A 19,149-nucleotide genomic window follows, 5' to 3' on the forward strand; every position below is an offset into this window, starting at 1 on the left:
TATGGGCATTATCCGCGCTTCACTCTATCAACTCTTTTTGTTGATTACCGTTATCCCCTACGCCTTTGCCTGCCTGATTATTGCGCCGCTGCCCCTGGATATGCGCTATCGCTTTACCACTGGCTGGCCACGTCTGGCTGTCTGGGGTGCGCGCACGATCCTGGGCATACGCTGGCAGACCAAGGGCTGGGAAAACCTGCCCGATGGCAAGGCCATCATCCTGTCCAAGCACCAGTCGGCCTGGGAAACGCTGTTCTTTCCTTCTTACATGCCGCGTCAGGTGTGCTTTGTGTACAAGCGTGAACTGCACAAAGTCCCTTTCTTTGGTTGGGGGCTGGCTTTGCTGCGCATGATTCCTATTGATCGTGCCAAAGGCCGGGATGCCTTTGAACAGGTGATCAAGATCGGGCAGCAGCGCATTGACGAAGGCCGCTGGCCCTTGTTGTTTCCCGAAGGCACCCGTACCGCCCCAGGCTCTACCGGCCGCTACAAGATGGGTGGCGCCTTGCTGGCCAGCCGTACTGGCACGCCCATTATTCCCGTAGCGCATAATGCGGGCGAATGCTGGCGTCGCAATGCCTTTATCAAGACGCCGGGCTTGGTTACTATCTCCTTTGGTCCTCCCATTGATCCTGCCGGGCTGACCCCTGAAGAAGTAAACCAACGCGTACAGACATGGATTGAAACCGAAATGCGCGTCTTGAATCCGGAACGCTATGACGGTCCCCCCACAACTGGCTCTGTTTCCTGACACGGCCTTTCCCCACCCGGCGAAGCGGCAAGAAAAGCCGCCCGCCGGTTCTGCTCTGCCCCCCAAAAGTGCCCTGACTGTCCGGCCCGAAAGCTTGCCGGAAGGTGTGCAATGGCAGCAGGTGGAGCTGGATGGCCACACCATTGGCTATCAGCTCAAACGCTCCCGCCGCCGGACTCTGGGGTTGACCATTAACGACAGTGGCCTGACCGTTGCCCTGCCCTCCTGGGTCAAGATCAGTCAGGCAGAACAAGTGCTGCACAGCAAAAGCGCCTGGATACTGCGCAAGCTGCGCGAATACCAGCAGCGTCGTGAACAACTGGCCTTGCAAAGCCTGCAATGGGTCGATGGCGACACCCTGCCCTTTATGGGGGTGCCCATCCGCCTTAGCCTGAACCCGCAGATTCAGCAGGTACATTTCGACGGACGAGCCGGTCAGGTTCAAGGAGGTCAACGCCTGTCACTCCCCCTGCCCGTCGAGGCCGAACCACAACGTGTTCAGGAACTGACTCAGGCCTGGCTGCAAAAACAAGCCAAACAGTGGTTTGAGCAGCGGCTGCAACATTATTTGAACCTGTCGGGCTTGAGTGCCAGCAAATTGCGGCTGGCGGCCCCCGCCAAACGCTGGGGTTCCTGCAACAGTGACGGCACGATTATGCTGAACTGGCGCCTGATACACTTTCACCCATCCATCATTGATTACGTCGTCGCTCACGAGGTCGCGCATCTGCAAGAGATGAATCACGGCCCACGTTTCTGGGCCTTGGTCGAAACGCTCTACCCTGATTTTGTCAATGCGCGCAATCAGTTACGACAATATGATCCAGGCACCCTGCCCCTGCTTTAAGGCAGGTTGAACTCTAGGAGCTCTACCTTATGCGTATCCTGCACACCATGCTGCGTGTCGGCAATCTGGACCGTTCTCTGGCCTTTTACACCGAAGTGCTGGGCATGAAATTGCTGCGCCAGTCCGACTACCCGGACGGCCGCTTCACCCTGGCTTTTGTTGGCTATCAGGACGAGTCCGAAGCCGCCGTATTGGAGCTGACCCACAACTGGGACACCCCCTCCTACGATCTGGGCGACGGCTATGGCCACATTGCACTGGAAGTGCCTGATGCCTACAAAGCCTGTGAGGACATCAAGGCTCGTGGCGGCAAAGTCGTACGCGAAGCAGGACCGATGAAGCACGGCACCACCGTGATCGCCTTTGTGGAAGACCCGGACGGCTACAAGATTGAACTGATCCAGGCCAAAGGGCGCGTGGATTAAAGCAAACAGAACCGGCCTTAATTGGCCGGTTTTTTTTATGCACCCCTAATTATTCAACTTGGCACAAAGGTGTCCGAATCATATTTTGCGACTATTTGTGCCGCTACCCTTACATACCGTAGCCGCTAAAACCCGCCTGGATTCTGCGACAATCTAGCTTGGCTTTTCCCTGCCCTGTTTACTGCCAACACTATGCTCAATACTCTTTGGCTGTTTTTCTTCCTGATTGCCGCCGTCAGCGGGTTTTACCAGTGGCTGGTCGGGGGAAATAGCGAAATTTTTGCGCAGATGGTGCGCAGCCTGTTCGATATGGCCGCCCTGTCCGTGCAACTGATGCTGCTGCTTTTTGGCACGCTCACCCTGTGGTTGGGTTTCTTGAAAATTGCCGAGAAGGCCGGGCTGATCGATATCCTGGCTCGCTGGCTGGGCCCACTATTTAGCCGCTTGATGCCGGGTGTGCCTGCCGGTCACCCTGCTCTGGGGCTGATCACGCTGAACCTCGCGGCCAATGGCTTGGGTCTGGACAATGCCGCCACGCCCATCGGCTTGCGGGCCATGAAATCGCTGCAAACGCTGAACCCGCATCCGGACACGGCCACCAACGCCCAGATCCTGTTTCTGGTGCTGAATGCCTCGTCCCTGACGCTGATACCCATCAGCATCTTCATGTACCGGGCTCAGCAAGGTGCGCCCGATCCTACGATGGTGTTCCTGCCTATTTTGCTGGCCACCACCGCCTCTTCCCTGGCGGGCTTGCTCAGCGTTGCCCTGGTTCAGCGCCTGCGTTTATTTGATCCCGTTCTGATGCTGTGGTTTGGCGTTTTTGCGCTGATCCTGGGCTCTTTCATGGCCTTGCTGGCTACGCTCAGTGCAGCAGCCATCCAGTCGCTGTCCTCTCTGATGGGCAACCTGACCTTGCTGTCCATCATCTGGCTTTTCCTGCTGATGGGCTGGCGGCGCAAGATTCCTCTGTATGAAGCCTTTGTAGAAGGCGCGAAAGAAGGCTTTAGTGTTGCCAGGGATCTGTTGCCCTATCTGGTTGCCATGCTGTGCGCTGTGGGCGTGCTACGCAGCTCTGGTGCTCTGGATATCGTGCTGGACGTAATCCGCTGGCTGGTGAACCTGACCGGACTGGATACGCGTTTTATTGATGCCTTGCCTACCGCTCTAGTCAAACCCTTTTCAGCCGGTGCCGCTCGTGCCCTGTTGATTGAAACCATGCAGCATCACGGCGTGGACAGCTTCCCGGCCCTGCTGGGTGCGACCGTGCAGGGCAGCACAGAGACAACTTTCTATGTGCTGGCGGTCTACTTTGGTGCGGTCGGCATCCAACGTGCCCGCCACGCGGTTTCCTGCGCCTTGATTGCTGATCTGGCAGGCGTGCTGGCCTCGATTGCGGTTTGTTATTGGTTCTTTGGCTAGAAGTCAGGGCTCTGCATGAGGGCAGGAAACTCTGCCACTGCAGACTCAGCCAGGAATGGCCGATCATTCTGTATAGCCTCAACGGTGTCCCTCATAAAAAAACACCCCAAAACGGAATCTATATCCTGTTTTGGGGTGTCGTTCATTATGGAGTTTTGTCTATCAGACGGCTTGGATAACGCCCTTATCCATCAGGTGATCGGCCAAGGCAATGTACTGCTCCAGGGACAAATCAGCCGGACGGCTGGTAGGTGCAATTTCCAGCGCCTCCCAGTCGATATGAGCCGTCCAGTCACCCAGGCCACCGCGCAACATCTTGCGTTTTTGCGAGAAGGCCCGCGCCACAACCTGGCTGAACACACGCGCATCACGCGCCTGGGGACGATCTGCCGCCAAAGGCACCATACGCACGACTGCCGACACAACACGCGGTGGTGGGTTGAATGCCTCGGGCGGCACTTCAAACAACTTCACCATGCGATAGCGCGACTGCAACATCACCGACAGGCGGCTGTAGTCTGAAGAGCCGGGTTTGGCGACCATGCGATCAATCACTTCGCGTTGCAGCATGAAGTGCTGATCCACCACGGCATCGGCATAGTCCAGCAAATGAAAGAGCAAGGGGCTGGAGATGTTGTACGGCAGATTACCCACAATACGCAGATTCGGGCCTAAAGCACCGAAGTCCACGCTCAAGGCATCGGCCTCAATAATTTCCAGTTTGCTGGGCGAATAGTGATTACGCAGACGGGCTGCCAGATCACGGTCAATCTCGACCACACGCAAACGCTCCAGCGCCTGCGTCAGCGGTCGGGTCAGGGCCGAGAGGCCCGGACCAATTTCCACCATATTATCGACAGGCCGAGGGCCAATCGCACGGATGATCTGGTCGATGATGGCCTCATCTTCCAGAAAGTTCTGTCCAAAGCGCTTACGCGCCTGATGCTGGGCCATACTTATCCTTAGCGACGGCGGGTGCTGGACTCGGGGTCCAAACGGTTATCAATGTAAGCGCGGCCACGCAGGCTGTTCAGCCAATCTTCAAAGGCAGGCTCGGCACGCTGCTGGAACAGAGCCTGACGGGCCTGCATGCGCTTGTACTCACCTTCCATATTGCGGGTACGGCGCTCGATCACCTGGATCAGGTGCCAGCCAAACTGGGACTCCACCACGGCGGTATCGTTGCCGGGTTGCAGCTTGTCCATGGCTTGCTCGAACGGAGGCACAGTCTCGCCAGGCGAGAGCCAACCCAAATCACCACCTTGTGGTGCGCTGCTGTCTTCCGAGTACCGCTTGGCCAGATCCTCGAAGGACTCGCCATTGCGCAAACGCACTTGCAGTTGCTCAATACGCTGACGAGCCTGTTCGGAAGTCATAACCTTGGACAGCTTGACCAGAATATGGCGAGCATGAGTCTGCGTCACCATCATGGGACCGGACTGCGCCGATGCCGCACTGGGCACAGGCGAAGTATTGCCAGGCGCAGCACCGCCTCGCTCCAGCACCTTCAGAATATGGAAACCTTGACCACTGCGAATCAGGTCGGAAACCTGGCCGGGGGCCAGGTTATGGACAGCTTGTGCAAATAAGTCAGGCCAGTCGGACAAGGAACGAGTTCCCAACGCACCACCGCTCAGGGCCTCTTGACCATCCGAGTTGGAGGCAGCCAAACCGGCAAAGTCTGCGCCGGAACGAACCTGGGCCAGCAGGCCCTCTGCTTTGGTCCGCAAACGCGCTTCTTCGCTGGAGTTCGCGCCTTCAGGCACTCGCACCAGGATCTGCGCCAGACTGACAGGTGCATTTTGCGCCTGTGCCGCCGATTGCCCCAAATTGCCCAAACCTGCGCCACCTTGAGAGCGCAGGTAAATATCAATGTCGGCGTCCGTAATATTGATGCTGCTGTCGACCGCACGCATGCGCAACTGATCCAGCAGGATTTCCTGCTTCAGATTGGCACGGTACTGCTCCCAGCTAATGCCATTCTTTTCAATCTCGGCTCGCAACTGGGCTTCGGTCATATTGTTGCGCGAAGCAATCATGCGCACACCTTCATCCACTTGCTGTGGACCGACTGAAATCCCCATGGCGCGAGCTTCCTGCTGCTCCAGGCGCTCATTGATCAGCCGTTGCAAAACCTGTTTGCGCAAGATGTCATGATCAGGAGCAGGAATTTTCTGCTGCTTTAACTGTTCCAGCACCTGTGCGGCTTCCAGATCAACCTGACGCAGGGTAATCACCTCGTCATTGACCACGGCAGCAATGCCATCCACAAACTGGGAGGAAGCAGCGGGTGCCGCCTTGGCTGCAGCGGGCTTGGACTGCGCCTGAGCCATTTGAGCCGTGCCCAGCCCCATGACGGCCATCAAAGCCAATGACAGGGTACGGTTTTTCAAGCTGAAACGCATATTATTCATACCTCTCATGAATCATTTTTTCCTGTACGGGATTGGTGACGGGTTCATAGCCAATCACACGGTCACGCAGCATTTTGATAGGGTCGTTGCCAATTCCGCCCAAACCGGATAGCTCCAGCTGGAAGAACAGGGCCTTATTGGTTTCCCTGGCCGAAACCGCATAGCGTTGCATCACCACACGAGCCGCCCAACAACAGTCGCCTTTATACTCCAGCCCCAGCACCGTTTGCGTGCCACGGCTTTCCTGGATGGAATAATCGTAACGTCCCACAGCGTACACCTTGTTGCTCAACGGCCATTGGCCCGTCATGGAGACGTATTCCTTACCACGATGATCTTCGTCAACGGGCGTAAAGTTTGGATCAACAACCTGACGGGGGTCACGTTCATAACGATAGTTCAAACCCAGTGTTGCCAGGCGTTTAGGACGCCAACGAATACCGGAGGCCAGACGGTTGCGGCGTTTTTCGTCCGGGTTGAATTGCGCATCGAAGTTGACCGAGAACGTATTGGTCAAAGCCGCACTGGCACCGACCAGATAATCGGAACGAGTGCTGGTACGCGCTTTTTCATCGCCCAGTGTTACGGTTTGCTTATCAAAATACAAGCGCTGAGCGGCCTGCAGAACCAGACGCTCGAAGCCCGTGTCCGCATCCAGCCAGCGGGACGTCAGGCCGACGGTGACCTGGTTCGCATTGGAGATACGGTCCCAACCACCGGAGAAGATATTTTCGCTGAAAGCCTGGGCAAAGTTGAAACTGGCCAGACTGGTGTCGTACAAGGGCAGCGAGGACTGGTCGCGATAAGGCACGTACAGATAGTAAACACGCGGCTCCAGGGTTTGAATGGAGTCGTTGCCAAACAAGGTGGTGTCACGCTCGAAGGTCATGCCGGTATCCAGGGACAGGATAGGCAAAACACGACTTTGCGTACGGGCCCGGTCCGCGAAACGCGCCATATTAGGATCACCCACATACCAGTCTGTCTGGTATTGGCTCATATGCAAGCCAGCTTTGGGCGTGATGTACCAACCTGGGCGAACGATGGGGTAAGCCACCGTTGTGTAGGACGAGAAACGAGTACCATCTGGAGCCAGACGGGTACTGCGCATATTATCGAATTCGCTCAGGTTGCCACTATAAAAGGGCATGCGGAAACGCGTCGCGTAGTTATCGCTGACCACATCAAAGCCACCCCAGTTATAACGGGATGCGCCCAAATACCATTCTGGCAATTTGTCGTACTGCGGCTGACGATACCAGGACGAGGAGTCCTGCAAAGTCTGATAGCGCGTCGCACTGACGTGAGAGCGGAAATACTTGGAACCGCCCCAACCCAGAGTCACCGTACTGGCCAGATCCTGAATGGTGGAATCGTTCAATCCAAAGCTGCTGAAGTCACGGAAATAATCATCATCCGAGACACGGCGGATATCCGCATTCAAATAGAAACTGGCAGGCAGGCTCTGACGATACTGCCCCATGAACAGCCAGCGTTTATAACCCAGCTCCTTGTCATCAGGCAGATAGTTACCGGTCAACTCTCCGGAGAAGCTGTCACCCAGATAACGGAATTCCCCCCCCAACATGGCGCCGCGTTTAGCCATGAAGCGGGGCGTCAGGGTGGCGTCGTAATTAGGGGCCAGATTCAGGTAATACGGCACGCTCAGGTCTACACCACCCCGCGTCGTCATGCCGTAAGTAGGCAAAAGGAAACCGGACTTGCGCTCTTTACGGAGCGGAAAGGTCAGGTAAGGGGAATACAACAGGGGCATACCCTTGAAGTACAAGACGCCATTACGCGCCACCCCTTCGTTTTCCTTGGAATACAGATCAACCTTGGGCGACTGGATATACCAGGCAGGTTCAGGACATGGACAACCCGAGTAATTCACATCGGATAGCCGCATATGGTTGGAACTGAGAATATCAGCCTGCGTCGCGGTACCGCTACCGCCGGTGGCCCCCAGCCAGAACTCCGGGGACGACATGCGCCCTGTATCCGCGTCCAGGTTGTAATCAAACTCCGGGCTGCGCACCAGGGCCCCATCACGCATGATCAAGCCGTTGCCACGTACTTCCACCTGGCCGGTTTTTTCCTGATAGTCGATCCGGTCGCCTTTGACGACAGAATCAATGCGCCGGACCTGGGCACCGCCTTCCAGACGCAAGGTGCCATCTTCCAGTGTTTTCATCTGGTCGCCTATCAGATAGACGGCCATATCCTCTTCCTGGAGCTTGCGCACTTGCAAACCGGGGGACGTCTTTAAAGACGGACGCACGGACGACTGAGCCTGGGCGACCCCCATGCCTGTCATCATCAACACGATATACCACGCCGCAACTCGCACTAAGACTGCGCCTCCAGTTGTGTCCTGCATTTATGTCCTGCATTTGTTCCACCAGAGACGAAAAACCCTGGCGACCCGGTATTATAGTTAAGCCTGCCGTTTAGCGGCACTGCTAAACACTAATCCGTTACGATCTTCTGCTTCCCTTTATCTATGTCTGCTTCTATTTCTGCCGCTACCGACCCTCGTTTGCAACAAGCGATCACTTGGCTGAACACCCTGAAGTCCCGTTTTGGGCTGGATCTGGACAGCCTGCAAGCGGCCTCCAGCGACGCCAGCTTTCGCCGTTACTTTCGCCTGCAAGCCCAGGATCGAACCGTCGTTTTGATGGATGCGCCTCCGGCCACAGAAGACTGCAAGCCCTTCGTACACGTTACCGAGCTGCTGGCACCGACGGGCATCCACGTGCCCGAAATCCTGGCAGCAGACACTGAACAAGGCTTTTTGCTGCTCAGCGATCTGGGCCAGGACAATTTTCAGACCGCGCTGAAAAACCCCATGCCGCAAAGCGAGCTGGACAAACTGTACCGCAGTACACTGTTGACCTTGGTGAAATTGCAACAAGCCGACACCACGGGCTTGCCTCCCTACAACGAACAGCGTTTGCTGGAAGAGCTGCAGGTGTTCCCCGAGTGGTACATCCAAAAACATCGCCAGTTCGAACTGAGCGAAAAAGATCAGGAGATGTTGCGCAAAACCTTTGCCGAGCTGGTTCAAGCCAATGTGCAAAGCGCTACTGTACTCGTGCACCGGGATTTCCACAGCCCTAATTTGATGATGCCCCTGCCCGGCCAAAGCGAGCCCGGTGTTATCGACTACCAGGACGCCCTGGCTGGCCCCATCACCTATGACATTGCCTCCCTGGTGATGGACGCGCGTGTTACCTGGACGGAAGAGCAGCAACTGGACTGGGCAATTCGCTACTGGCAAGCCGCCATGGAAGCCGGCCTGGATGTGCCTGCCGACTTTGCCGTGTTCCACCAGCAATACGAATGGATGGGCCTGCAACGCAATCTGCGCATTCTGGGTGTGTTTGCCCGCCTCTCTCTGCGTGACGGCAAACATCATTATCTGGACCATATGCCCCGCCTGCTGGGCTATGTACATCAGGTGGCCAGCCGCTACGAGTGTTTTAACGGTTTGCTGCGCCTGCTGAACCGCCTGGAAGGTCGCCAAACTGTTTTGGGCATGACGGTCTGATGCGCGCCATGATTCTGGCGGCCGGTCGAGGTGAGCGCATGCGCCCCTTGACCGACACCTGCCCCAAACCCCTGATTCCGGCAGGTGGTCGGCCTCTCATCGTCTGGCACTTGCGCGCGCTGGCCAAAGCCGGCTTTCGAGAAGTCATCATCAATCACGCCTGGCTGGGTGAGCAGATTGAATCCACTCTGGGTGATGGCAGCCAATGGGGCCTGCGCCTGAGCTACTCGCCTGAATCATCTGCCCTGGAAACTGCCGGTGGTATTGCCAAGGCACTGGATTTTTTCCAGGACCAGCCTTTCCTGTTAATGAATGGCGATATCTGGTCCGATTGGGATCCTGCCCAAGCCTTTGCCATGGCCGAACGTTTGCAAGCTGGCCCGGAGCAGGCCTGGTTGATCCTGACCCCCAACCCGCCCCACCACCCCGAAGGTGACTTTGGCATGCAAGAAGGACAATTGCACCTATGTGCCAAAACCCTTGCGGGTGCCCGCAGCGCCACCTTGAGCGGCATAGGGGTCTACAAACCCGAACTCTTTGCCCATCTGCCCAAAGATCAGCCTGCCAAAGCCGCCCCCCTGCTGCATGCCGCCATCGAGCGCCGGCAGGTGCTGGGCAGTCTGCATGAAGGTTTCTGGATGGATGTCGGTACCCCCGAACGATTAGCCCAGTTAAACCAACACTTGGAATCGTTAGCACCCTCACAGTAAACTGATATTTTCCAGGCTAGCTGGCAGACGTTTCCAAGCACAACAAAGGGCAACAAAGCCAGCCATCCCGCCTCCGTAGCCCCAATGACGTCTATGCTAATGGGTTTTGTAATCGGGACTTGATTTGCTTTGAGTCCCTTGTCTGACAGGAACGTCTGTTCTCATGCTTGGTTCCTCCAAACGCACCGTATTCAAACCCACCGCCTACGGCTCCAGCCGTCGAAAACGCCGTATTCCACGCTGGTTTGTCCTGCTTTTGACAGGTATTGCCCTAGGTGCTGGTGGCCTGCTGTTCTTGCAAAAAAGTTATGGCCCTACGCGCCTGACCGTGGAGCAGTCGGAACAACTGCACTATGACCTCAACAGCGCCAATGCTGACAAGCAACGTCTGCAAGCTCAGTTGAACCAGACCAGTCGCGATCTTGAAGATGTCAGCCAGAAGGAAGACAAGCTGGGCAAACAGACCAGCGATCTGCAGGCCATGGTCACCAAGCTGGAAAAGGATATCGCGCTATTTGCCGATGCCATGCCTCCTGACCCGCGCGGCACCTCCCCTGGCATTCGCGCTGCCGAGTTCTCGGTTACGGACGGCCAACTGAACCACTTTGTGCTGCTAATGCAGGACAAGGGCAAGGACGCCGAATTCACCGGCACCATGGAGTTGGTTGCTGCTGGCCGCTACAGCAATGGTCGCAGCGGCAATGTGGACCTGCCCAGCCAGCCTGTCAGCGTAGGCCGTTACGCCTACATCAATGGCTCCGCAGAGCTGCCCGCCGGCTTTACGCCCCGTCAGGTCACGATCCGCATCAAGCCGGATGGCGCGAACCGCGTCGTTGCCACGCGCACCATCTACGTGACGCCCTCCCGATAAGCGCTGACCTGTCACGCACAGGCTGATAGTCACAAGAAAGCCCTTCAGGCCCTTGGCTTCATCGCCAAAATCCTGAAGGGCTTTTTTTAGCCGACGATCCAGCCAGACTCTTAAGCCACGTGCTGCAAAAAGTCTTTCAAACGTTGGCTAGGTGGATTGCTCAGCAACTCCGCAGGTGGACCATCGTGCGCCACCCTGCCCTGATCAATAAAGATCAGACGGCTACCCACACGACGCGCAAAATCCATCTCGTGTGTCACCACCACCATGGTCATGCCCTCTTCCGCCAGCAACTGCATGACCTTGAGCACTTCCTGACGCAGTTCCGGGTCCAGTGCGGAGGTAGGCTCATCAAACAGCATCAGCTTGGGTTTGATCGCCAGGGCACGAGCAATGGCGACCCGCTGCTGCTGGCCACCGGACAGCTCGTTAGGATAATGATTCATACGCTCGGCCAGGCCGACCTTGGCCAGCAACTCCGTCGCTTCCTCGCGTGCCTGAGAGCGGCTGGTTCCACGCGTATGGATGGGCCCGAACATGACGTTTTCCAACGCGCTCATCTGCGGAAACAGATTGAACTGCTGGAACACCATCCCTGCTTCCCGGCGCAAGTCGCGCACCTGAGCGGGCGTGCCATTGACGCTCAAACCATTGACCACGATATCGCCAGCCTGAATGTCTTCCAGCTTGTTGATGCAGCGCAGGAAGGTGGATTTCCCCGATCCGGACGGGCCAACCACCACAACCACTTCGCCTTTATCAATATTCAGACTGATATCGTCGAGCACGATATTGTCGCCAAAGCGCTTGGTTACCTTCTTGAACTCGACAATACTCATACAATCCTCATGCGATGTTCAATAAACTTCAGAGTCAGGGCAATCAGGCTGGTCAGGATCAGGTAGATCACCGCCACCGCTCCCCAAATCTCCACCGAACGGAAGTTGTTCGCAATAATTTCCTGGCCCTGACGAGTCAGCTCAGCAACCCCAATCACAATAAATAGCGAAGAATCCTTCAAGCTGATGATGCACTGGTTACCCATGGCGGGAATCATGCGGCGAAACGCCACCGGTCCAATAATGTGGCGCAAGATCTTGTGAAATGGCAGGCCCATGGCCTCTCCGGCCTCTTTCAGGCCCTTGGGCACAGATTGCAAGGCACCACGCACAATCTCGGAAATATAGGCCCCGGAGTTGATCATCAAGGTAAAGATCGCCGCGGTCAGCCCGTCAATTCGGATACTGGCCAGCATGGGCAGTGCGAAGTAGATGAACATCACCTGCACCACGATAGGCGTGCCGCGTATGAACAGCACGTAAAGCTGGCATAGGAAAGAGAGCACATACAACAGATAGCGTCTGAAAAAGCCCAATAGCGACAGAGCGATCAGCGCCTGTATGGAGCTCCAGATCCAGGCTGGCACAAAGCTCAGCCAATTGCTCATCAGCCAGGACAGGCCCTTGAGCGCAAAGCCCAGTGCAAACACGCCCAACACGAACAAGGCGGCTCGGCGCCAGGTGACCGGTACCCGAATATAGGTGGTAATCACCCCGGTCAGAAAACCCAATATAGCGCCACCCACCAACCCCAAAAGGGTAATGAGCAGCGTCATTTTTGTACCTTCCAGCAGGCTGGGTAAAGCCCCCCAGATAGCGTCCCATTCAAAAGTCACAGTGCTACCTTTGTCTTTGAATAAACGCCCACAACAGAGCGTCAAAAAATAAAAGCGGTGATCCCGTTACGACACGCGATCACCGCTTGGCATGCGCTTGGCTTTACGCCTGTTTATTCAGGCTGTTTACCAAACCATTTCTGGTAGATTTTGTCGTAGGTGCCATCAGCACGAATATCTTTCAAAGCCTGATTCACGACCGGAACCAGTTCGCTGTCCTTGGGAAAGGCAATACCGTAGAAGTCACCACTTTTCACGGCACCAGTGACCTTCACACGATCCTTACCGCCAGTCTGGGCGTAGTACTGCACGTTAGGCGTATCGTGCACCACCGCGTCCACACGGCCAGTTGCCAGCTCCAGGAAGGCATTGTCGATATTGGGGAACAGCTTGAGCTTGGCAGTAGGAACCGAGCGCTGCATGAAGTCCACCGTGGCGGTGCCGATCTTCACCGCCACAGTCTTGCCTTCCAGATCGGAGGCAGTCTTGATGGCCGAGTTATCGGTGTTGACCAGAATGGCCAGACCGCTTTCGTAGTAAGGATCGGAGAAATCGATCACTTGCTTGCGGTCATCACGAATGGTGATCCCGGCCAGCGCAGCATCCAGATTGCGAGTTTGCAGGCCCGGAATAATGCCGTTGAAGTCCATGGGCTGGAAGCGGTAATTCAGATTGGCCTTCTTGGCGACCGCATCCCACAGGTCGATGTCAAAACCGGTGTATTTACCGTTTTGCTTGAACTCAAAAGGCACAAACGCCGTATCGGTTGCGACCACCAGCTCTTTGCCTTGTTGTGCCAGAGCCTGCCCAGCGGGCAAAGCCAAAGCCAAGGCCAAACCGGCCATCAGGGTTTTCATTTTCTTATTGAACATCCGTTACTCCTCTGTAGGGACTGACCAAAAACCAGCCAGTTCGATGTTTTACCCAAGTCAGCGCAGGCTCATGACCTGCCCCAGCGTTGATCTATCCTACCCGAAGCAGCACAACTGTTTGTATTTAATAGTTTTAAAAAAAGAAAAACCTCGGGAAATCCCGAGGTTTTTTCATACAGCGAGTCGTATCAACACTCAAATTCAGAACGCAGGAACAATAGAACCTTTGTACTTGTCAGCGATGAATTTCTTCACGTCTTCGCTATGCAGAGCCTGGATCAGCTTGGCCACGCGTGGGTCATCCTTGGACTTGGCAGCTACAGCGATCAAGTTGGCGTAAGGGGAGTCTGCACCTTCGATAGCCAAAGCATCCTTGGTGGGGTTCAGACCGGCTTCCAGCGCGTAGTTGGTGTTGATCAGGGCGATATCCACATCAGCCAGAACGCGAGGCAAGGTAGCGGCTTCCAGCTCCTTGAACTTCAGCTTCTTGGGGTTCTGGTCCACATCACGCGAGGTTGCCAGAATGTTGGAGGGATCTTTCAGAGTCAGAACACCGGCTTTTTGCAGCAGCAGCAAGGCACGGGCACCGTTGGAAGGATCGTTAGGGATCGCCACCAGCGCGCCTTCTTTCAGCTCATCCAGGCTCTTGATCTTGGTGGAGTAAGCACCGAAGGGCTCAACGTGAACCACAGCCACCGACACCAGATCGGTTTTGTGTTCTTTGTTGAACGTATCCAGGTAAGGTTTGTGCTGGAAGAAGTTGGCATCGATATGGCCGTCAGCCACTTGCTGGTTGGGCTGCACATAATCGGTGAACACCTTGATATCCAGGTTCACACCTTCCTTGGCCAAAGCAGGCTTCACAAACTCCAGCAGCTCGGCATGCGGCACGGGGGTAGCAGCAACCGACAGGGTCTCGGCAGCTTGGGCCACACTGGCCAGCAGAGCCGACACGGACAAGGCCAGAACGGGAACAAATTTCTTCAAAGACATGAGCGACTCCAGTTTCAGAAAGGCAAGACTATGACGATAGCTGCCAGGACTTATTTTCGGCTCAAGCGAGCCACCATGGCGTCTCCAAACACCTGCAGGAGTTGCACCAGCACCACCAGGATAGTCACGGTCACCACCATGACATCCGTTTGATATCGTTGATAACCAAAGCGCAAGGCCAGGTCACCCAGGCCACCGCCGCCGATCACACCGGACATGGCCGAATACCCCACCAGGGCAATGGCGGTCACAATCAGGGCCGCCACTATGCCAGTCGTCGCCTCAGGCAGCAAAGCCAGCAAGACGGTCTGACGGGAGTTCGCTCCCATGGCACGGCAGGCCTCATTCACACCGGGGTCCAGTTCACGCAGGACGTTTTCCACCAAACGGGCAAAAAACGGCGCGGCGCTCAGGACCAAGGGTGGAATAGCGCCCTGCACGCCCAACGACGTACCGGCCAGAATGCGCGTCAAAGGAATAATGACGATCAGGAGAATCAGGAACGGCACGGACCGCAAGATATTCACGATCAGGGACAAGCTCTGGTAGATCCAGGCATTGTCCAGCATCTGCTTGCGGCTGGTCAGAAACAGCAGTACGCCTAATGGCAAACCAATAATTGCGGTAAAGCCCAGCGAAATACCCGTCATCAACAAGGTATCAATCGTGGCTTCACCAATCAGCGCCCAATCCAGGTTGCTAAAGTTCATGGTCGCAATACCTCAAATTGGACATTCAATTCAGTCAGCAAGGCATCCAGCCCTGCTTTAGCCTGCACATCGCCTTCCACGGCCACGACCAGTTGTCCGTAAGGCTCGGTCTTGATGCGGCCAATGGCCCCCTGCAAGATGCTGACATTCAGCCCCAGCTGGCTGGTAATGCGGCTGATCAAAGGCTCCGTTGTCGCCACACCGCGCACGCTCAAGCGCATGACACTACCGGGCACACCTTCTGCCAAGGCATGCCAGTCGTCAGCGTTCACGCCGCTTTCACTGAGCAAGGACTGCGTAGTGGGATGATGCGGGTGCAGGAACACATCCAGCACTTCACCACACTCCACGATCTTGCCGGCATCAATCACGGCAACCCGATCACAGACAGAGCGAATCACGTCCATGCCGTGCGTAATCAGGACAATCGTCAGCCCCAATTCCTGATTGATCTCACGCAGCAAACGCAAGATCGACTGGGTGGTTTCTGGATCCAGTGCCGAGGTCGCTTCGTCGCACAGCAAAAGCTGCGGCCGATTAGCCAGGGCACGGGCAATACCGACGCGCTGCTGTTGTCCGCCCGACAACTGACGGGGATACTTATTGGCATGGTCCTTCAAGCCCACCAGCTCCAGCACTTCCAGAGCGCGAGCGTGACGTTGGGCGCGATCCACCCCTGCCAGGCGCAGAGGAAAACAGACATTATCCAGAACCGTGCGGGAATGGAGCAGATTGAAATGCTGGAACACCATGCCCACGCCTTGTCGGAACGCGCGCAACTGCGCACCCGAAAAGCGTGTGATGTCCTGATCCTGCACCCAGACCTGGCCTGAACTAGGTTGCTCAAGCAGATTGAGCATGCGGATCAGCGTACTTTTCCCAGCACCCGAGCGACCAATAATACCGAAGACCTCTCCTCGGTGAATCTGCAAGGAAACGTCGTTCAAAGCATGAACGGTCTTGCCTGCCAAAGAATAGGTTTTTGAGATGTGTTCAAGACGAATCAAGATGAACTCAGCCTAGTTAGTCAGTCGAGTTATAAAAGCCTGAGCTGTAAGCGAAATTTACCATAAAGCAAATTTGACTATGACCAGATAGATATAACCCAAGGAAATATTGAAACCATACTGAGGGCTGCACTGTATAGCAAGATTTCCGACCGGCCAATGCGCGGATGTGACCTTGGCTGTGCAAGGCAAGCGCCCAAAGAAAAAGGCCGCTAAGAGCGGCCTTGTTTCTACGTTTCAGTTTAGTGGTGGGTCGTGCGCGACTCGAACGCGCGACCAACGGATTAAAAGTCCGCTGCTCTACCGACTGAGCTAACGACCCCCGACTGAAAGATGAAATTATGGCCTGATTCGAAGGAGCCGTCAAGCACTAAATGCAAAATAATTGGAAAAAAGGCGTTTTTCTTTAAAAAACCTGAAAACAGCGTCTTGCCAAGGCCCCGCCCCTGCCCTTTTCCCTGTTTCAGAAACAAAATCGGAACATCTATCCAGGAGTATTTACTGCTGAAAATAGAAAATGCCTCCCGAGACTGAGGTCAGACCCCAATGCCGGGAGGCATTCAAAGACGATCAGGTTCGTCTAGCGCTTAACGGGCACGAGAAATACGGACCTCGGCACCACGGCGTTTGACCTCCAGCCCTTCGGACGGCAGGATCTTCAATCCTTCCAGACCCTTGATGTAGCTCGAACCCTGCATCTGCATGACGCGAATCTTGTTGCGCATCACAACCGGGCTGTGCTCGGGCATGCCAAACATCCAGACCTCATCCAGCAAACGAGCCGAGTTGAACTCGGATGTATGCTTGACCACTGGTCCCAGACACAGCATATGGCCTTCGCGGCCAAAGACCGGCAAGCGATCCAGACCCACAGTCATTTTCAGGATGGTGCCGCCTTCATAGCGCCAGCCTGTGCTCAGATCCCACCAGGCATCGCCCTCAGGCAGATAGACCTCAACATCCTGACCAGGCTGCAAGACAGGAGCCACCAGCAAGGCAGGACCCAACAAATACTGGGTATCCCACAAGCGAGCCTGGGCATCTGCCGGGAAGCTTTGAGCCATGGAGCGCTGTACCGGCAAGCCAGTACGCACGGCGTCTTCAATAATGCCCAATACATAAGGCACCAGACGGAAACGCCACTCCAGCCAATGAGCAACCTGAGCCTGGGTTTCTTCGTCAAACGCATCAGGACGCAAGGCAGGAATACCTTGCAGGCTGAAGTTTGCCGAGAAAACCGACATGGCCAACCAACGCAGATACAACTCTGGCGTCATTTCGCTAGTCGATGCAGCCGCATTGCCCCAGCCATGAATCTGGATAGGCACGCCGCTATTACCGGTAGCCAAGGCGGACTTCAAGGATTGCGTCAGACCTGCCCAGGTATTTTCCACCTGCGGGCCCAACTGCCAGGCAAAGCGCTGGGAAGATGGGCTCAGGTCGCGGCTGGCAACCACGCCTTCTTGCGGTGTCTTGTGACCGGCAACAGCATCAAACAGGGCCTGACGTGCCAACACAGGGTAAATTGCACGCAACAGGGCGCCAGACTCGCCACCACGGCTGGTGATGGCATCCGGAATATCAAAACGGGCATTGCACAGCACGGCACCCAGACCATCGTCGACCATCTGACGCTGGCGCTCGGTCCACATGCGGAACACGTCTTTGTGGGTCAGGTCCAGCAAACCGTAGTCGCGACCACCGCTTAGCTCATCGCCAGGGAAGACATAGGCGCAGCCGTCGTCATCATTGATAAGCAACCAACCGCGATCTTCCCACTCTTCGAACAAGCTGGTGCCCGCCAGTACGCAAGGACGAGTCCAGGCGGCCAGCTGCAACTGATCATTCTGCAAGGCAGAGAAAGCGTCGCGAGGGTCAGCCATGCGGGCGGCATCCCACTCCAGCGTAGGCTTGTCCTGCTGAAAATCGTAAGGCTCCGGTGGCGGCAAGACGGCCACATCCAGCGCAATGCCCTGCTCGCGGCACTGATTGGCCAGCTCACGCAAGGACGTTACATCCTGCGCCTGAGCGCCATCCAGCCACAAGCCCATAGGCGTGACACCGGGCTGACCAGCACGGCCCGTCAAGGCGGAGTACTGGTTGATGATTTCGCTGGGATCACCCAGGAACAGGAAGAAATCCAGGTCGGCAGCGTGTACACGAGCGCGGTACGCATCCAGATCTTGCTGACCCAGATCATGTTCAACCCGCTCGAAGGTATTGATGTATAAACCCCAGCCTTGGGTGCTCCAGAGCAAAGGCAGGCTGCGGTCGTCCGGACGATCGGTATCAACCGTTTCCTCTCGGCGGTCCAGTTCGCCCAGGGTTTCGCCCAAACCATACAGGGCGTCTTCCTCGGCCAGGGCCAGAACCAGTTGCCAGCAACTATTGGGCTCCTGCTCGAGCATCAATGGCTGATCGCCACTGCTCAAGAGCAGTTGCTCGCCACGCCGGACTTCAAAGCGCCACGGATTGGCCTTAATGTGCAGGGCAAGCTCGCCCTGCTCAATCCGCCAGCCCGAATCGGCTGCTTCCAGTTGAAATTCGCTGACCGCCTCATGGCGGGCCAGCAGCATATCGCCCAAAGCTTTGGCACGGGTACTGAGCTTTTCATTATCGAGCCGGGTAGCCGGCATACAGCGGAAACGAAAAACACCCGGCGCATGAGCTTCGATGCGCAGCGCAAAATCGGTTTCGACAAAAGCGAAATCGGCCTGGGCCGGTTTCGTCGTCAACAAACTCAGATGATTAAACAATTGTGTCACGTCGTCAGAGTGGAGCGAACGGCACGATGCTGATCGCAGGGTCACGCTCAAGATTACTTAACAAGGCCACTATTTTGACGTATTTGCGCTACAAAGGAAAATGTTGCTTCAAATTTCGCCGAAATAATTCGAAAAAA

General features: G+C 55.9%; 17 protein-coding genes and 1 tRNA gene. 7 read left to right on the forward strand and 11 right to left on the reverse strand.

What is annotated here, in order from left to right; genetic code table 11:
• The first annotated feature begins 1 nt into the window (after nucleotide 1).
• From KOE80_RS08615 to KOE80_RS08630, 4 genes are all read left to right on the forward strand, one after another.
• Nucleotides 2-751: a lysophospholipid acyltransferase family protein gene (locus KOE80_RS08615; protein ID WP_226348909.1), complete on the forward strand. Its 750-nt coding sequence runs from the start codon at nucleotides 2-4 to the stop codon at nucleotides 749-751.
• Nucleotides 717-1,598 (forward strand): M48 family metallopeptidase, encoded by an 882-nt coding sequence (locus KOE80_RS08620; RefSeq protein WP_226348910.1) that lies wholly within the window; start codon nucleotides 717-719, stop codon nucleotides 1,596-1,598. The genes KOE80_RS08615 and KOE80_RS08620 overlap by 35 nt, the downstream gene beginning before the upstream one ends.
• Nucleotides 1,599-1,627: 29 nt before the next feature.
• Nucleotides 1,628-2,023: a lactoylglutathione lyase gene (gene gloA / locus KOE80_RS08625; protein WP_035271035.1), complete on the forward strand. Its 396-nt coding sequence runs from the start codon at nucleotides 1,628-1,630 to the stop codon at nucleotides 2,021-2,023.
• A gap of 192 nt (nucleotides 2,024-2,215) precedes the next feature.
• Nucleotides 2,216-3,445 carry a nucleoside recognition domain-containing protein gene (locus KOE80_RS08630; protein ID WP_226348911.1) on the forward strand — a complete coding sequence of 410 codons (1,230 nt, stop codon included), beginning with the start codon at nucleotides 2,216-2,218 and terminating at the stop codon, nucleotides 3,443-3,445.
• Between the two features lie 162 nt (nucleotides 3,446-3,607).
• Here KOE80_RS08630 and rsmA read toward each other — a convergent pair whose 3' ends face one another.
• From rsmA to KOE80_RS08645, 3 genes are read right to left on the reverse strand one after another with little or no spacing between them, the layout of a single operon-like run.
• Nucleotides 3,608-4,399: a 16S rRNA (adenine(1518)-N(6)/adenine(1519)-N(6))-dimethyltransferase RsmA gene (rsmA, locus tag KOE80_RS08635; RefSeq protein ID WP_137431391.1), complete on the reverse strand. Its 792-nt coding sequence runs from the start codon at nucleotides 4,397-4,399 to the stop codon at nucleotides 3,608-3,610.
• Between the two features lie 8 nt (nucleotides 4,400-4,407).
• Complete coding sequence (locus tag KOE80_RS08640) at nucleotides 4,408-5,859, reverse strand: peptidylprolyl isomerase (protein ID WP_319002403.1); 1,452 nt, start codon at nucleotides 5,857-5,859, stop codon at nucleotides 4,408-4,410.
• Nucleotides 5,852-8,239, reverse strand: coding sequence for an LPS-assembly protein LptD (locus KOE80_RS08645; RefSeq protein ID WP_309544372.1), 2,388 nt, complete (start codon nucleotides 8,237-8,239; stop codon nucleotides 5,852-5,854). Before KOE80_RS08645 ends, KOE80_RS08640 begins: the two co-directional genes overlap by 8 nt.
• A 123-nt stretch (nucleotides 8,240-8,362) precedes the next feature.
• Between KOE80_RS08645 and KOE80_RS08650 the strand changes: the two genes are divergently transcribed.
• From KOE80_RS08650 to KOE80_RS08660, 3 genes are all read left to right on the forward strand, one after another.
• Nucleotides 8,363-9,409, forward strand: a complete 1,047-nt coding sequence (locus tag KOE80_RS08650) for an aminoglycoside phosphotransferase family protein (RefSeq protein ID WP_035271044.1) — start codon at nucleotides 8,363-8,365, stop codon at nucleotides 9,407-9,409.
• Nucleotides 9,409-10,119 (forward strand): N-acetylmuramate alpha-1-phosphate uridylyltransferase MurU, encoded by a 711-nt coding sequence (gene murU / locus KOE80_RS08655; protein WP_226348913.1) that lies wholly within the window; start codon nucleotides 9,409-9,411, stop codon nucleotides 10,117-10,119. Before KOE80_RS08650 ends, murU begins: the two co-directional genes overlap by 1 nt.
• 163 nt (nucleotides 10,120-10,282) lie before the next feature.
• Nucleotides 10,283-10,990 carry a hypothetical protein gene (locus tag KOE80_RS08660; RefSeq protein WP_009454993.1) on the forward strand — a complete coding sequence of 236 codons (708 nt, stop codon included), beginning with the start codon at nucleotides 10,283-10,285 and terminating at the stop codon, nucleotides 10,988-10,990.
• Nucleotides 10,991-11,100: 110 nt separating this feature from the next.
• On the opposite strand, the gene glnQ is transcribed toward KOE80_RS08660, so the two are convergent.
• From glnQ to KOE80_RS08700, 8 genes are all read right to left on the reverse strand, one after another.
• The gene (gene glnQ / locus KOE80_RS08665; RefSeq protein WP_009454997.1) at nucleotides 11,101-11,829 is read right to left on the reverse strand and encodes a glutamine ABC transporter ATP-binding protein GlnQ; all 729 of its coding nucleotides are present in this window, start codon (nucleotides 11,827-11,829) and stop codon (nucleotides 11,101-11,103) included.
• Complete coding sequence (locus KOE80_RS08670; RefSeq protein WP_226348914.1) at nucleotides 11,826-12,665, reverse strand: ABC transporter permease subunit; 840 nt, start codon at nucleotides 12,663-12,665, stop codon at nucleotides 11,826-11,828. Before KOE80_RS08670 ends, glnQ begins: the two co-directional genes overlap by 4 nt.
• A 113-nt stretch (nucleotides 12,666-12,778) precedes the next feature.
• Entirely contained in the window at nucleotides 12,779-13,510 is a 732-nt protein-coding gene (gene glnH, locus KOE80_RS08675; protein WP_373568170.1) for a glutamine ABC transporter substrate-binding protein GlnH, read from the reverse strand.
• Nucleotides 13,511-13,738: 228 nt separating this feature from the next.
• The gene (locus KOE80_RS08680) at nucleotides 13,739-14,530 is read right to left on the reverse strand and encodes a MetQ/NlpA family ABC transporter substrate-binding protein (protein ID WP_009455007.1); all 792 of its coding nucleotides are present in this window, start codon (nucleotides 14,528-14,530) and stop codon (nucleotides 13,739-13,741) included.
• Nucleotides 14,531-14,580: 50 nt separating this feature from the next.
• Complete coding sequence (locus KOE80_RS08685) at nucleotides 14,581-15,240, reverse strand: methionine ABC transporter permease (RefSeq protein ID WP_022983463.1); 660 nt, start codon at nucleotides 15,238-15,240, stop codon at nucleotides 14,581-14,583.
• Entirely contained in the window at nucleotides 15,237-16,247 is a 1,011-nt protein-coding gene (locus KOE80_RS08690; protein WP_226348915.1) for a methionine ABC transporter ATP-binding protein, read from the reverse strand. Before KOE80_RS08690 ends, KOE80_RS08685 begins: the two co-directional genes overlap by 4 nt.
• Before the next feature lie 246 nt (nucleotides 16,248-16,493).
• Nucleotides 16,494-16,569 (reverse strand) — tRNA-Lys (locus KOE80_RS08695).
• Between the two features lie 265 nt (nucleotides 16,570-16,834).
• Nucleotides 16,835-19,003 (reverse strand): glycoside hydrolase family 31 protein, encoded by a 2,169-nt coding sequence (locus tag KOE80_RS08700; RefSeq protein ID WP_226348916.1) that lies wholly within the window; start codon nucleotides 19,001-19,003, stop codon nucleotides 16,835-16,837.
• Nucleotides 19,004-19,149: the final 146 nt, after the last annotated feature.

Origin of the sequence: Alcaligenes sp. 13f, assembly GCF_020496585.1 — a bacterium.
Taxonomy (GTDB): domain Bacteria; phylum Pseudomonadota; class Gammaproteobacteria; order Burkholderiales; family Burkholderiaceae_B; genus Alcaligenes; species Alcaligenes phenolicus.

Coding starts and splice junctions, on each gene's coding strand:
- KOE80_RS08615 (WP_226348909.1), top strand. CDS start 2: ATGGGCATTATCCGCGCTTCACTCTATCAACTCTTTTTGTTGATTACC.
- KOE80_RS08620 (WP_226348910.1), top strand. CDS start 717: ATGACGGTCCCCCCACAACTGGCTCTGTTTCCTGACACGGCCTTTCCC.
- gloA (WP_035271035.1), top strand. CDS start 1,628: ATGCGTATCCTGCACACCATGCTGCGTGTCGGCAATCTGGACCGTTCT.
- KOE80_RS08630 (WP_226348911.1), top strand. CDS start 2,216: ATGCTCAATACTCTTTGGCTGTTTTTCTTCCTGATTGCCGCCGTCAGC.
- rsmA (WP_137431391.1), bottom strand. CDS start 4,399: ATGGCCCAGCATCAGGCGCGTAAGCGCTTTGGACAGAACTTTCTGGAA.
- KOE80_RS08640 (WP_319002403.1), bottom strand. CDS start 5,859: ATGAATAATATGCGTTTCAGCTTGAAAAACCGTACCCTGTCATTGGCT.
- KOE80_RS08645 (WP_309544372.1), bottom strand. CDS start 8,239: ATGCAGGACACAACTGGAGGCGCAGTCTTAGTGCGAGTTGCGGCGTGG.
- KOE80_RS08650 (WP_035271044.1), top strand. CDS start 8,363: ATGTCTGCTTCTATTTCTGCCGCTACCGACCCTCGTTTGCAACAAGCG.
- murU (WP_226348913.1), top strand. CDS start 9,409: ATGCGCGCCATGATTCTGGCGGCCGGTCGAGGTGAGCGCATGCGCCCC.
- KOE80_RS08660 (WP_009454993.1), top strand. CDS start 10,283: ATGCTTGGTTCCTCCAAACGCACCGTATTCAAACCCACCGCCTACGGC.
- glnQ (WP_009454997.1), bottom strand. CDS start 11,829: ATGAGTATTGTCGAGTTCAAGAAGGTAACCAAGCGCTTTGGCGACAAT.
- glnH (WP_373568170.1), bottom strand. CDS start 13,510: ATGGCCGGTTTGGCCTTGGCTTTGGCTTTGCCCGCTGGGCAGGCTCTG.
- KOE80_RS08680 (WP_009455007.1), bottom strand. CDS start 14,530: ATGTCTTTGAAGAAATTTGTTCCCGTTCTGGCCTTGTCCGTGTCGGCT.
- KOE80_RS08685 (WP_022983463.1), bottom strand. CDS start 15,240: ATGAACTTTAGCAACCTGGATTGGGCGCTGATTGGTGAAGCCACGATT.